Genomic DNA, 13,210 nt, shown 5'->3' on the forward strand with positions numbered 1-13,210 from the left:
CGCGATTCCATGATAGGAGCCCGACATGACCGTCCGACTGCGCGCCCTGGAACGGGACGACCTGCCGCTCGTGCACCGGCTGACCAACGACTCCAAGGTGATGTCCTACTGGTTCTCCGAGCCGTTCGAGGCGCTCGTCGAGCTGCGCGACATCTACGACCGGCACGTCCACGACCTCACCGAGCGGCGCTTCGTCATCACCGACGACGTCGAGGACGTGGGCATCGTCGAGCTGATCGGGATCGACGCGGTGCACCGCACCACCGAGTTCCAGATCATCGTCGCGCCGGAGCACCAGGGGCACGGGCACGCGTCGGCGGCGACCGGACTGGCCCTGGACTACGCGTTCCGCGTGCTCAACCTGCACAAGGTCCACCTGGTGGTCGACGTCGAGAACGCCGGGGCGATCCGCATCTACCGACGCGCGGGCTTCGTCGAGGAGGGCACGCTGCGCGAGGAGTACTTCGCCGACGGGCGCTACCACGACGCGCTGCGGATGGGGATCCTGCAGCGCGAGCACCTCGCTCAGGCGACGACCGGCTGACGCCCCAGGACCTCGGCGATCTGCGCGGTGGACACGGCGCCCTCGCGCCGGACGACCGGGTCCGACCCGGTGAGGTCGACGATCGTCGAGCCGGCGTCGGTGGTGAGCGGGCCGCCGTCGAGGTAGACCTCCACCAGGTCACCGAGCTGGGAGTACGCGTCGGCGCACGTGTGCGGCACCGATCCCCCGGCCGCGTTGGCCCCGGTGATCGCCATCGGGCCGCACTCGCGCAGCAGCTCCAGGGCCACCGGGTGCAGCGGCATGCGCAGCACGACCGTGCCGCGGGTGCGCCCGAGGTCCCAGGCCAGGGACGGCGCGTGCGGCAGGACCAGGCTCAGCCCACCGGGCCAGAACGCCTCGATGAGGTCGCGCGCGGCGCTGGGCACCACCGGCACGAGCCCGTCGATCGTCGACCAGCTCCCGACGAGCACCGGGACCGGCGTCTCCGGCCCACGCCGCTTGGCCGCGAGCAGCTCCCGCACCGCCTCCTGGTCGAACGCGTCCGCCCCGACGCCGTAGGAGGTGTCGGTGGGCACGACGACGAGCCGGCCCGCCCGGACCGCCGACTGCGCGGCGGCGAGGCCCGCCGCCCGCGTGTCGGGGATGCGGCAGTCGAACGTGGTCACGGGACCGACCCTAGCGATCACCGGGGGACGGCCGGCGTGACCCGGCGCTCCGGCGATGATCAACGGTCCCTGACGGGGCTCGGCAGGCCTTCCGGACCCCGCTGAGGGACTGTTGATCACGAGCGGGACCGAGTGCCACCGCTGACGTCAGGCGCGGATCCCCACCGCGACCCGCGGGCGACCGGCCAGGTCGACGCGGGTGGCGAGGTCGGTGAAGCCCGCCCCCTCGAGCACGGCCAGCACCGCCGGCGCGTGCGACTCGTCGTGCTCCACGGCCACCCGTCCACCCGGACGCACCAGCCGCGCCGCGGTGGCCGCGAGCGGGCGGATCACGTCGAGCCCGTCGACGCCGGCGAACACCGCGCGGGCGGGGTCGCGGGCGACCTCGGCCGACACCGGGGTCCCGGCCGGCACGTACGGCGGGTTCGCCACGAGCAGGTCCACCGTGCCGTCCAGCTCGGCCAGCGTGCCGGGGGCCGTCACGTCGCCCTCGACGAGGTGCACCCCGGACCCGGCGAGGTTGCGGTCGGCCCAGGTCAGCGCGGTCGGGTCGGCCTCGACCGCCCACACCTCGGCGTCCGGTCGCGCGACGGCGAGGGCGAGCGCCAGGGCTCCCGAGCCGGTGCACAGGTCGACGACGACGGGGGCCGCGGCGCCGCGCAGGTTCGCGACCCCCTCGGTGAGCAGCAGTTCGGTCTCCGGGCGCGGCACGAAGACGCCCGCGCCGACGGCCACCGAGACGGGGCCGAGCACCGCGGACCCGACGAGGTGCTGCAGCGGCTCCCGGGCGGCCCGCCGGGCGACCAGTTCGTCCAGCCGACGGCTGGCCTCGTCGTCGAGATCGGGCGCGAGCACCAGCCGCGTGCGCGGGATGCCGAGGACGTGGGCGGCGAGCAGCTCGGCGTCGACGCGTGGGCTCTCGATCCCCGCCTCGGCCAGGGTCACCGCCGCGGCCGCGACCCGGACCCGGGTCACCCGGGTCGTCCCCATCGCGGTCATGATCGGGCCTCCTCGCTCGCCGCCGAGGCCAGTCGTTCGGCCCGGTCGGCGGCGCGGAGCGCGTCGAGGACCCCGCCCAGCTCGCCGTCGAGCACGCGGTCGAGGTCGTGCGACTTGTAGCCGATGCGGTGGTCGGAGATGCGGTTCTCCGGGAAGTTGTAGGTGCGCACGCGCTCCGAGCGGTCGACGGTGCGGACCTGGCTGCGGCGGTCGGCCGAGGCCTGCTGCGCGGCGTCCTCGTCCGCGATCGCCTGCAGCCGCGAGCGCAGCACGTCCATCGCGCGCGCCTTGTTCTGCAGCTGCGAGCGCTCGTTCTGGCAGCTCACGACCACGCCGGTGGGCAGGTGCGTGATGCGCACGGCGGAGTCGGTGGTGTTGACACCCTGCCCGCCCTTGCCCGACGAACGGAACACGTCGATGCGCAGGTCCTTCTCGTCGATCTCGACGTCGGGGGCCTCCTCGGCCTCCGGGTAGACGAGCACGCCGGCCGCGGAGGTGTGGATGCGGCCCTGGGACTCGGTGACCGGCACCCGCTGCACGCGGTGCACGCCGCCCTCGTACTTGAGCCAGGCCCAGACGCCGTCGGGGTCGTTCCCCGGCGCCGTGACGGTGACCGTGACGTCCTTGAAGCCGCCCAGGTCGGACTCGGTCGCGGAGAGCACCGACACCTTCCAGCCGCGGCGCTCCGCGTAGCGCGAGTACATGCGCAGCAGGTCCCCGGCGAACAGCGCCGACTCCTCGCCGCCCTCGCCGGACTTCACCTCGACGACGACGTCGCTCGCGTCGGCCGGGTCGCGCGGGACGAGGAGCTCGGAGAGCCGGTCGCGCAACGTCGCCACCGACGTCTGCAGGCTGTCGGCCTCGGCCGCGAACGCCGGGTCCTCCCCCGCGAGTTCGCGGGCGTCGGCGAGGTCGGCCTCGGCGCGCTCCAGGTCCCCGGCGGTCGCGACGATCGGCGCGAGCTCGGCGTAGCGCCGCCCGAGCCGACGGGCGAGGGTCTGGTCGGCGTGCACGTCCGGGTCGGCCAGGCGCGCCTCCAGCCCGGCGTGCTCCTCGACGAGCGCACGCACCGAGTTGTCAGCCACCGATGTCATCGTCTTCTCCTGCTCCGCCGAACCGTCGTGAACGCACGAACGCCCGCCGCCGTCCGCACGAGCGGACGACGACGGGCGTCGAGGGAGCTACTTGGAGCGCTTGCCGTACCGCGCCTCGAAGCGGGCGATGCGGCCGCCGGTGTCCAGGATGCGCTGCTTGCCGGTGTAGAACGGGTGGCACGCCGAGCAGGTCTCGACCGTGATGTTCCCGCCCTTCTTGGTGCTGCGCGTGGTGAACGAGCTGCCACAGCTGCAGAGCACCTGGGTGTCGACGTACTCGGGGTGGATCCCGGACTTCATGTGGCTGGTCCTCTCATCATGGGCCGCCGGGTCCCCGTCTCGCTCGTGGGGTGAACCGGAGGCATCTGTGCCACCGGGCATTCTCTCAGGACTGCCCGCTGGTCCGTGTAACCGGGCTCCACCTGCGGACATTCCCGACGACGACGGGCGCTGCTGGAGTGCCTCCCGGCCGCCGCGACGGTGATCAACGAGCAGCTGCGGCGCTGCGGCGTGCCCCACGGCCACCGACGCTGCTCGGTGATCATGAGCGCGACCTGGCGCGGACGACGCCGAGCGCTGCTGGAGTGCCTCCCCGCTGCCGCGAGCGTGATCAACGAGCACCTGCGGCGCCGCGGCGAGCCCCACGGCCACCGACGCTGCTCGGTGATCATGAGCGCGACCCGGCGCAGCGCCCGAGGATGTGGGGTTTCCTGGCACTGGGTGCAAGCAGTGACGCATTGCTTGCACCGGGAGGTGCACCGGCGCCCCGACAAACGACGGGCCCCGTCGCACCTGCGGCGGGGCCCGTCGTCGTGCGGGGACCGACTACTCGTCGTCCTTGGTCGGCATCGTCTTCGCGACCGACATGAGGAACTCGATGTTGGTCCGCGTCTTGCGCAGCCGGTCGAGGATCAGCTCGATCGCCTGCTGCGAGTCCAGCGCGGCGAGCACCCGACGCAGCTTGTGCGTCACGGCCCGCTCGTCGGGCGAGAGGAGGAGCTCCTCCTTGCGCGTGGACGAGGCGTCCGGGTCGATCGCCGGGAAGATGCGCTTGTCGGCGAGCTTGCGGTCGAGCTTGAGCTCGGCGTTGCCGGTGCCCTTGAACTCCTCGAAGATCACCGTGTCCATCGTCGACCCGGTCTCCACGAGCGCCGTCGCGAAGATCGTGAGCGACCCGCCGTCCTCGATGTTGCGCGCAGCGCCGAGGAAGCGCTTCGGCGGGTAGAGCGCCGTCGAGTCCACACCGCCGGAGAGGATGCGGCCCGACGCCGGCGCGGCCAGGTTGTAGGCCCGGCCGAGGCGGGTGATCGAGTCGAGCAGCACGACGACGTCGTGGCCCTGCTCCACCAGGCGCTTGGCCCGCTCGATCGACAGCTCGGCGACCGAGGTGTGGTCCGACGGCGGCCGGTCGAAGGTCGAGGCGATGACCTCGCCCTTCACCGTGCGCTGCATGTCGGTGACCTCCTCCGGCCGCTCGTCGACGAGCACGACCATGAGGTGGACCTCGGGGTTGTTCGTGGTGATCGCGTTCGCGATCGCCTGCAGCACCATCGTCTTGCCGGCCTTCGGCGGCGAGACGATCAGGGCGCGCTGCCCCTTGCCGACCGGCATGACCAGGTCGATCACGCGGGTGGACAGCAGGTGCGGCTCGGTCTCGAGGCGCAGCCGCTCGTTGGGGTAGAGCGGCGTGAGCTTGGTGAACTCGGGGCGGCGGCGGGCCTGCTCCGGGTCCAGCCCGTTGATCGAGTCGACGCGGACCAGCGGGTTGAACTTCTGCCGGTTCTGCTCGTTCTCGCGCTGCTGGCGGACCTGGCCGGTGACGGCGTCGCCGCGGCGCAGCCCGTGCTTGCGCACCAGCGAGAGCGACACGTACACGTCGTTCGGGCCGGCCATGTAACCCGACGTCCGGACGAACGCGTAGTTGTCCAGCACGTCGAGGATGCCGGCGACCGGGATCAGGACGTCGTCGTCGCGGACCTCCGGCTCGCGGGTGTCCTGCGGACCGTCCTGGCCGCCACCGCGCTCGTTGCGGTTGCGACGGCGGTCGCGGAAGCGCCGACCCCGCCGGCGGCCACCGCCGTCCTCGTCCTCGTCGTCGTCGGCGCGCTGCTGACCCTGGTCGCGGCCCTGCTGCTGGTCCCGGCCCTGCTGCTGGTCCCGGCCCTGCTGCTGGTCGCGGCCCTGGCCCTGCCCGCGGTCGCGCTGGCGGTCGTCGCGGCCCTGGCCGTTGCCGCGACGGCGACCACCGCGGTCGCCGTCGGCGTCGTCACCCTCGGGCTCGCGGTCGGACTGCTGGTCCCGGCCCTGGTCGCGGTCGGCCTGGTCGCGCTGGTCCCGTCCGCCGCGTTCCCGGTCACCGCGCTCGTTCCGGGACTGCCGGTCGCGACCGTTCTGCTCGCCGCGGCCCGGGCGGTCCTGCTCAGAGCGGTCGGAGCGCTGCTCGTCCTCGCGGGGGGCCTGCTCAGGCGCCTCGGCCGGGGCCGCCGCGGCGGTCGCCTCGGCCTCCGGCGCGGCGGCGTCGCCCTCGGAGCCGGCCGCGGGGCCGGCGTCCCGCCGCGCGCTGCGCCGACGGCGGGGCTTCTCCGGCGCGGCGTCGGCCGGGGCCTGCTCGACGGCGGCGTCCGCGTCGGCGGCCGGGGCGTCGGTGGCGGCGGTGACCGCGTCCGCCGTGCTCGCGGCCTCGGCGGCCGGGGTGGCCCCGATGGGCTCCTCGGGCGCGGCGTCCGGGGTGCCGGCCTTGCGGCGTGCGGCCCGACGGCGGGCCGGCTTCTCGTCGGCGGGGGCCTCGTCGGCGGGGGTCCCGTCGGCGGTGTCCGCGGCGGACTCCTCCGCGGCCGCGGCCTCCTCGGCGGGCCCCTCGCCCAGCGGGAGCTGGGCGGCGCCGGACTGGCGCTTCTTGATCTCGGAGATGAGATCGCCCCGGCGCATGCCGGTGGTGTCGGTGACGCCGAGCGTGCCGGCGAGCTCACGCAGCTCGGCGAGCACCATCCCGGACACACCTCCACGGCGGCGACGTTCGGTGCCGGCGGGGGCGGCGTCGGGGGAGATGACGTCGGTTTCGGTCACGCAGGTCCTTCCTGGACCGGCCGGGGACTCCTCATCCCGGGCCAGTGGACGTGTCCGCACGCAGTTTCGGGCGCGCGCGAATCCACGACGACGCCGTGTCGCGGGAGCAGAACGGGGTGGAACGGCGTCCCGGGGCACGGCACGGTGCGGAACATCTGGGAGGCAACGACCTGGCAGGCGTCCGAGAACCGGAGCGGGGAAGACCGTCCCGGGGTCCCCGGGACATGGCACCGGCGCGGATCACGCTGGTCGCTGTCGCCGTCAGAGTAACGGCACCGGCAGGCACGGGCAACAACCGGGTGGTCGCGCGCCGCTCAGTCCGCGACGACGGCGCCGGCGGTGTCGATCGGCAGCCGGACCACGTCGAACCCGCTGGTGGGGAGCCCGTCGGGCAGCGCCTCGCCCGTCGTCAGGGCGAGCACCGTCGGCCCGGCGCCCGAGACGACCGCGGGGACGTCCGCCTCGCGCAGCGCATCCACCAGGGCGGCCGTCGCGGGGTAGGCCGGACGGCGGTACGGCTGGTGCAGCCGGTCCTCCGTCGCGGGCAGCAGCAGGTGCGGTGCCCGGGTGAGCGCGTGCACCACGAGGGCGGAGCGTGACGCGGTGAACGCGGCGTCGGTGTGCGGCACGCGGTCGGGCAGCAGGCCGCGCGTGGCCTCGGTGGAGCTCGAGTGCTCGGAGACGAACGCGACCGGCACGACGTCGGGGTGCGGCTCGAGGTGCGCGGCGCGGTACGACCCGCCGCTGCACCACGTGACCACGAGCCCGCCGTAGAGGCACGCCGCCACGTTGTCGGCGTGCCCGTCGAAGCGGGCCGCCAGGTCCAGCACCGCCTCGTCGTCGGGGGCCTTCCCGGGTCCGAGCAGCCCGCACGCGGCGACGATCCCGGCCACCGCCGCCGACGCCGAGGAGCCCAGCCCGCGGCTGTGCGGGATGACGTTGTGGCAGGTCAGGTGCAGTGGTGGCCGGTCGACCCCGGCGAGCTCGTAGGTCGCGCAGGCCGCCTTCAGCACGAGGTGGCGCTCGTCGCGCGGGACGCGTCCGGCGCCCTCGCCGTGCACCTCGACGGTGCTCGGGCCGTCGGCGAGCTCGGTGAGCTCGACCTCGTCGTGCAGGCCCAGCGCGAGCCCGAGCGAGTCGAACCCCGGCCCCAGGTTGGCCGACGTGGCCGGGACCCGGACGCGGACGCTCCGGCCCACGTCAGCCGAGCCCGAGCGCGTCGGCCACGGCGTCGACCCGTTCCGGGACGACGACGGGCTCGGGCACGTCGGCCAGGGCGGTCCCCGGGTCCTTGAGGCCGTGCCCGGTGACGGTGCAGACCACCAGGCGTCCCGGCGTGAGGTCGCCCGCCGCCGAGCGCGCGAGCAGTCCCGCCACCGACGCGGCCGACGCGGGCTCCACGAAGACGCCCTCACGGGCGGCCAGGAGGCGGTACGCGGCGAGGATGGCGTCGTCGTCGACGGCGGTGATGCGGCCGCCGGACTCGTCGCGGGCCGCGATCGCGCCGTCCCACGAGGCGGGCGAGCCGATCCGGATCGCGGTCGCGATGGTCTCGGGCTGGGCCACCGGCGCCCCGGACACGAGCGGCGAGGCCCCCTCGGCCTGCACCCCGTGCATCTCGGGCGTGGTTCCGACGACGCCGTCGCGGTGGTACTCGGTGTAGCCGCGCCAGTAGGCGGTGATGTTCCCGGCGTTGCCGACGGGCAGGACGTGCAGGTCGGGCGCCCGGCCGAGCTGGTCGCAGATCTCGAACGACGCCGTCTTCTGCCCCTCGATGCGCGCCGGGTTGACGGAGTTCACCAGCGCGATCGGGTGCTCCTCGGCCGCCTTGCGGGCGAGCTCGAGGCAGGCGTCGAAGTTGCCCTCGAGCTGCAGGATGCGGGCGCCGTGCGCGGTGGCCTGGGCGAGCTTGCCGAGCGCGATCTTGCCCTGCGGCACGAGCACGGCGCAGGTCATGTCGGTCCGCGCGGCGTACGCGGCGGCCGAGGCCGAGGTGTTGCCGGTCGAGGCGCAGATGACGGCCTTCGCCCCGCTCGCGGCCGCCTCGGTCATCGCGACCGTCATGCCGCGGTCCTTGAACGACCCCGTCGGGTTCGCGCCCTCGATCTTGAGGTGGACGTCGCAGCCGGTCAGCGCGGACAGGTGCGGTGCCGGCAGCAGCGGCGTTCCGCCCTCGCGCAGCGTGACGACGTCCCAGCCGCCCTGCACGTGCGGCATGCGGTCCCGGTAGGCGCGGATGATCCCCGGCCACTCGACGCGGGTACCGAGCAGGCTCACTGGGGTCCTCCGAGGGCGCTCACGGGACGGCCGAGGTCCTCGACGCGCAGGATGCTGGCGACACCGCGGACCGACTCCAGGCCCGCCAGGGCCTCCACGGTGGCCCGCAGGGCCGCGTCGGGGGCCTCGTGGGTCACGACGACGAGTGTGGCGGGCGAGACGTCCTCCCCGCCATGACCTTCGTCGCGCCGGGCGCTCCGATAGGTCGAGCTCCGCTCCGCTGCGTCTCCCCCCTCCTGCTTCACGGTCGCGATCGACACGTCGTGGTCGGAGAACACCCCGGCGACCGCGGCGAGCACGCCCGCGCGGTCGTGGACGTCGAGGTTGACGTGGTAGCGGGTGCGGACGTCGCCCATCGGCTGCACCGGCAGGTGCGCGTAGGCGGTGTCGCGGGGGCCGCGGCCGCCGATCACCTTGTTGCGCGCCGCGGCGACGAGGTCGCCGAGCACCGCGCTCGCGGTCTGCGGGCCGCCCGCGCCCTGCCCGTAGAACATCAGCGGGCCGGCCGCGTCGGCCTCGACGAACACGGCGTTGAACGCGCCGGACACCGAGGCGAGCGGGTGCGAGCGCGGGATCATCGCGGGGTACACGCGCGCCGAGACCGCTCCCCCGTCGGCCGTCTCGACCTGCTCGCAGATGGCCAGCAGCTTGACGGTGCACCCGAGCGCGCGGGCCGAGGCGATGTCGGCCGCAGTGACGTCGCGGATGCCCTCGCGGTACACGTCGGCGGCCGTGACGCGCGTGTGGAAGGCGAGGCTCGCGAGGATCGCCGCCTTGGACGCGGCGTCGTAGCCGTCCACGTCCGCCGTCGGGTCGGCCTCGGCGTAGCCCAGCCGGCCGGCCTCCTCCAGCGCGTCCGCGTAACCGGCGCCGGTCGACTCCATCGCCGAGAGGATGAAGTTGGTGGTGCCGTTGACGATGCCCGCGACGCGACGGATGCGGTCACCGGCCAGCGACTGCTGGATGGGGCGCAGCAGCGGGATCGCGCCGGCCACCGAGGCCTCGTAGTACAGGTCCGCGCCGGACTCGCGGGCGGCGGCGGCCAGCGCCTCGCCCTCCTCGGCGAGCAGCGCCTTGTTCGCGCTCACCACCGAGCGGCCGTTCTTCAGGGCGTCGAGCAGCAGGTCGCGGGCCGGCTCGATGCCGCCCATCAACTCGACGACGACGTCGACGTCGGGCCGCGAGACCAGGGCGGCCGGGTCGGTCGTCAGGAGCTCGGCCGGGACTCCCGCGTGGCGCTGCGGGCGCCGGACCGCGATGCCCGCCAGCTCGACGGGGGCGCCGACCCGCGCCGCGAGCTCGTCGGCCTGCTCGTCGAGCAGCCGCACGACCTGCGAGCCGACCACCCCGCAGCCGAGCAGGGCGACCTTGACGACGTCCTTGCCCACCGCGTTCACAGCACCTCCAGGCGCGCCAGGTCGTCGAGGGTCTCGCGGCGCAGCATCGTCCGGTCCGCGCCGTCGCGGACGGCGACCACCGCCGGTCGCGGGACCTTGTTGTACGCGCTCGCCATGGCGTAGCAGTAGGCCCCCGTCGCGCCGACGGCGAGCAGGTCGCCGGGCGCGAGGTCGGCGGGCAGCCAGCAGTCGCGGACGACGACGTCGCCGGACTCGCAGTGCTTGCCGACCACGCGGCACAGGACGGGGGTGTCGCCGCCCGGGTTCGCCGCGCCCGGCACCCCGGTCGAGGACCGCGACACCAGCCGGCAGTCGTAGGCCGCGTCGTAGAGCGCGGTGCGGATGTTGTCGCTCATCCCGCCGTCGACGGAGACGTAGCGCCGGCGCGTGCCGCCGCCGAGCTCGACGTCCTTGATCGTGCCCACGGTGTAGAGCGTGACGGTGCCCGGTCCGGCGATCGCCCGGCCCGGCTCGACCGCGATCCGCGGGACCGGGATGCCGGCCCGCGCGCACTCGCGCTCGACGATCGCGTGCAGCTCCCCCGCCAGCCACGAGGCGGTGCGCGGCTGGTCGGCGGTGGTGTACGCGATCCCCATCCCGCCGCCGAGGTCGATGAGAGAACTGGCGGTGTCGACAGCGTCGTTCCAGCCGCCGTGCTCGGCGCGGATGTCGGCCAGCAGACCGACCACCCGCCGCGCGGCCAGCTCGAAGCCGCCCGCGTCGAAGATCTGCGAGCCGATGTGCGAGTGCAGCCCCACCAGGCGCAGGCCGCGCGACTTCAGCACCCGCCGCGCCGCCTCCGCGGCGTCGCCGCCGGCCAGCGAGAAGCCGAACTTCTGGTCCTCGTGCGCGGTCGCGATGAACTCGTGCGTGTGCGCCTCGACCCCGACGGTCACGCGCACCATGACGTCCGCGACGAGGTCCCGACGACGGGCGAGGTCGTCCAGGCGGGCGATCTCGGCGAAGGAGTCGACGACGATCTTGCCGACCCCGGCGGTCAGGGCCGCGTCGAGTTCGTCGAGCGACTTGTTGTTGCCGTGCATCGCGATCCGCGCGGGTGGGAAGCCGGCCCGCAGCGCCGTCGCGAGCTCGCCCTCGCTGCAGACGTCGAGCCCGAGGCCCTCGTCGGCCACCCAGCGGGCGACCTCGGTGCACAGGAAGGCCTTCGAGGCGTAGTGCACGAGCCCGGGGTCGCCGTAGGCCTGCGCGTGGTCGCGGCAGCGCGACCGGAAGTCGGCCTCGTCGACGACGAACAACGGCGTGCCGTGCCGTTCGGCGAGCTCCCGGACGTCGACGCCCGCGAGCCGCACCGACCCGTCGTCGTGCCGGGCGGCGTTGCGGGGCCAGACGACGGCGGGCAGCACGTCGAGCTCGGCACCGTCGCGCGGGATCGAGCCCGGGAGGTCGTGGCTGGGCAGGACGTCGGCGTGCCGGGGCCCGGCGGGGTGGGCGCGGGTCATGGTCTACATCCGTTCCGGGGCGGAGACACCGAGCAGGCCGAGGCCGGAGGCGAGGACCGTGCGGGCCGCCTCGCAGAGCGCCAGACGGGCCGTGTGCAGCGACCCCGGCTCCTCGTCGCCCTGCGGCAGGACGCGGCAGGTGTCGTAGAAGCGGTGGTAGGCGCCGGCGAGCTCCTCGAGGAAGCGCGCGACGCGGTGCGGCTCGCGCAGCTGCGCCGCGGACGCCAGCACCCGCGGGAACTCGCCGAGGGTGCGGATGAGGTCGCCCTCGCGGGGCTCGACGAGCAGGGCCAGGTCGGGCGCGTCCCGGCTGACGCCCAGGTCGGCGGCGTTGCGGGCGAGCGCGGAGAGCCGGGCGTGGGCGTACTGGACGTAGAACACGGGGTTCTCGTTGGTGCGCCGGCTGATCAGGTCCAGGTCGATGTCGAGCACCTGGTCCACGCTCGAGCGGGTCAGCGTGTAGCGGGCGGCGTCGACTCCGACCGCGTCCACGAGGTCCTCGAGCGTGATGATCGTGCCTGCGCGCTTGGACATCTTGACCGGCTCGCCGTCGCGCAGCAGGTTCACCAGCTGCCCGATGAGCACCTCGACCGTGGCCGGGTCGTCGCCGAACGCCGCGGCGACCGCCTTGAGCCGGTGGATGTAGCCGTGGTGGTCGGCGCCGAGCATGTAGATGGCCAGGTCCGCGCCGCGGGCGCGCTTGTCGCGGTAGTAGGCGATGTCGCCCGCGATGTAGGCGGGCCGCCCGTCGGACTTGATGACGACGCGGTCCTTGTCGTCGCCGTGCTCGGTGGACCGCAGCCACCACGCGCCGTCGGCGAAGTACAGGGCGTCGTCGTCCTTGAGCTTCTGCACCGAGTCCTCGACCGCGCCGGACGCGTGCAGCGCGAGCTCGGAGGACCAGACGTCGAAGTGCGTGCCGAACGACTCCAGCGAGGTCCGCATCTCGTCGAGCATCACCGCGACCCCGAGGCGCTTGAACGCCTGGAGCTGCTGGTCCTCGGGCTGCTCGAGCACTCCGGGCTCGGTCTCGACGACCTTCGCGGCGACCTCGGCCACGTAGGCGCCGCCGTAGCCGTTCTCCGGGACGGGGCGGCCCTGCGCCGCGGCGATCAGCGACTCGGCGAAGCGGTCGATCTGCGCGCCCGCGTCGTTGACGTAGTACTCGCGCGTCACCGCGGCGCCCTGGGCCTCGAGCACGCGCCCGAGCGCGTCGCCGACCGCGGCCCAGCGGGTGCCGCCGAGGTGGATCGGGCCGGTGGGGTTCGCCGAGACGAACTCCAGGTTGATCGCCTGTCCGGTGAACGCGTCGCCGTGGCCGTAGCCGGCGCCCTGCTCGAGGATCTCCGCGACGATGCCCGCCTGCGCGTCGGCGGCCAGCCGCAGGTTGAGGAAGCCGGGGCCCGCGACCTCCGCGGCGGCCACCCCGTCGGTCGTCTCCAGGCGCTCCGCCAGCCAGCCCGCGAGGTCGGCGGGCTTCACGCCGGCCTTCTTCGCGCTGCGCAGGGCGAGGTTGGTGGCGTAGTCGCCGTGCTCGGGGTTGCGCGGGCGCTCGACGGTCACCTCGTCGGGCAGCGCCGCCGTGTCCAGCCCGCGCTCGGTCAGCACGTCGACGGCGACGGCGTGCAGGAGATCGGCGAGCGCAGCGGGGGTCACGTGTACCGAGTCTAGGGAGGAGGACCGGGGTGCCGGTCCGGGCAGGGGTCGATCACCCCGGGTAGGGGGAACTCACACTCAGCTCATCCCT

Annotated in this window: 11 protein-coding genes; 1 reads left to right on the forward strand and 10 read right to left on the reverse strand. The window is 74.3% G+C overall.

Annotation, left to right across the window (positions count from 1 at the left end):
- Positions 1-25: 25 nt before the first annotated feature.
- Positions 26-544: a spermidine N1-acetyltransferase gene (gene speG, locus ACQPYX_RS23080; protein ID WP_433799607.1), complete on the forward strand. Its 519-nt coding sequence runs from the start codon at positions 26-28 to the stop codon at positions 542-544.
- On the opposite strand, the gene ACQPYX_RS23085 is transcribed toward speG, so the two are convergent.
- From ACQPYX_RS23085 to argS, 10 genes are all read right to left on the reverse strand, one after another.
- Positions 526-1,170: an L-threonylcarbamoyladenylate synthase gene (locus tag ACQPYX_RS23085; protein ID WP_433799608.1), complete on the reverse strand. Its 645-nt coding sequence runs from the start codon at positions 1,168-1,170 to the stop codon at positions 526-528. The two genes, speG and ACQPYX_RS23085, sit on opposite strands and share 19 nt — an antisense overlap.
- Positions 1,171-1,317: 147 nt before the next feature.
- Positions 1,318-2,169, reverse strand: coding sequence for a peptide chain release factor N(5)-glutamine methyltransferase (prmC, locus tag ACQPYX_RS23090; protein ID WP_433799609.1), 852 nt, complete (start codon positions 2,167-2,169; stop codon positions 1,318-1,320).
- A complete protein-coding gene (prfA, locus tag ACQPYX_RS23095; RefSeq protein WP_433799610.1) occupies positions 2,166-3,254 on the reverse strand; it encodes a peptide chain release factor 1 in 1,089 nt (362 codons plus the stop codon). Before prfA ends, prmC begins: the two co-directional genes overlap by 4 nt.
- 96 nt (positions 3,255-3,350) lie before the next feature.
- Positions 3,351-3,563: a 50S ribosomal protein L31 gene (rpmE, locus tag ACQPYX_RS23100; RefSeq protein ID WP_433799611.1), complete on the reverse strand. Its 213-nt coding sequence runs from the start codon at positions 3,561-3,563 to the stop codon at positions 3,351-3,353.
- Positions 3,564-4,088: 525 nt separating this feature from the next.
- Positions 4,089-6,251, reverse strand: coding sequence for a transcription termination factor Rho (rho, locus tag ACQPYX_RS23105; RefSeq protein ID WP_433803789.1), 2,163 nt, complete (start codon positions 6,249-6,251; stop codon positions 4,089-4,091).
- Between the two features lie 392 nt (positions 6,252-6,643).
- A complete protein-coding gene (gene thrB / locus ACQPYX_RS23110; RefSeq protein ID WP_433799612.1) occupies positions 6,644-7,528 on the reverse strand; it encodes a homoserine kinase in 885 nt (294 codons plus the stop codon).
- A gap of 1 nt (position 7,529) precedes the next feature.
- Entirely contained in the window at positions 7,530-8,546 is a 1,017-nt protein-coding gene (gene thrC, locus ACQPYX_RS23115; protein WP_433803790.1) for a threonine synthase, read from the reverse strand.
- 56 nt (positions 8,547-8,602) lie between these two features.
- A complete protein-coding gene (locus ACQPYX_RS23120) occupies positions 8,603-10,003 on the reverse strand; it encodes a homoserine dehydrogenase (RefSeq protein ID WP_433799613.1) in 1,401 nt (466 codons plus the stop codon).
- Complete coding sequence (gene lysA / locus ACQPYX_RS23125) at positions 10,000-11,463, reverse strand: diaminopimelate decarboxylase (RefSeq protein WP_433799614.1); 1,464 nt, start codon at positions 11,461-11,463, stop codon at positions 10,000-10,002. Before lysA ends, ACQPYX_RS23120 begins: the two co-directional genes overlap by 4 nt.
- Positions 11,464-11,466: 3 nt before the next feature.
- A complete protein-coding gene (gene argS / locus ACQPYX_RS23130) occupies positions 11,467-13,119 on the reverse strand; it encodes an arginine--tRNA ligase (RefSeq protein WP_433799615.1) in 1,653 nt (550 codons plus the stop codon).
- Positions 13,120-13,210 lie beyond the last annotated feature (91 nt).

The sequence above is a fragment of the Actinomycetospora sp. CA-084318 genome (genome assembly GCF_050955885.1).
In the GTDB taxonomy this organism is placed as follows: domain Bacteria; phylum Actinomycetota; class Actinomycetes; order Mycobacteriales; family Pseudonocardiaceae; genus Actinomycetospora.

What these genes read in the sequence shown, in the direction of transcription:
- speG (WP_433799607.1), top strand. Translation starts at nt 26, where the DNA reads ATGACCGTCCGACTGCGCGCCCTGGAACGGGACGACCTGCCGCTCGTG.
- prmC (WP_433799609.1), bottom strand. Translation starts at nt 2,169, where the DNA reads ATGACCGCGATGGGGACGACCCGGGTGACCCGGGTCCGGGTCGCGGCC.
- rpmE (WP_433799611.1), bottom strand. Translation starts at nt 3,563, where the DNA reads ATGAAGTCCGGGATCCACCCCGAGTACGTCGACACCCAGGTGCTCTGC.
- rho (WP_433803789.1), bottom strand. Translation starts at nt 6,251, where the DNA reads ATGGTGCTCGCCGAGCTGCGTGAGCTCGCCGGCACGCTCGGCGTCACC.
- thrC (WP_433803790.1), bottom strand. Translation starts at nt 8,546, where the DNA reads ATGCCGCACGTGCAGGGCGGCTGGGACGTCGTCACGCTGCGCGAGGGC.
- lysA (WP_433799614.1), bottom strand. Translation starts at nt 11,463, where the DNA reads ATGACCCGCGCCCACCCCGCCGGGCCCCGGCACGCCGACGTCCTGCCC.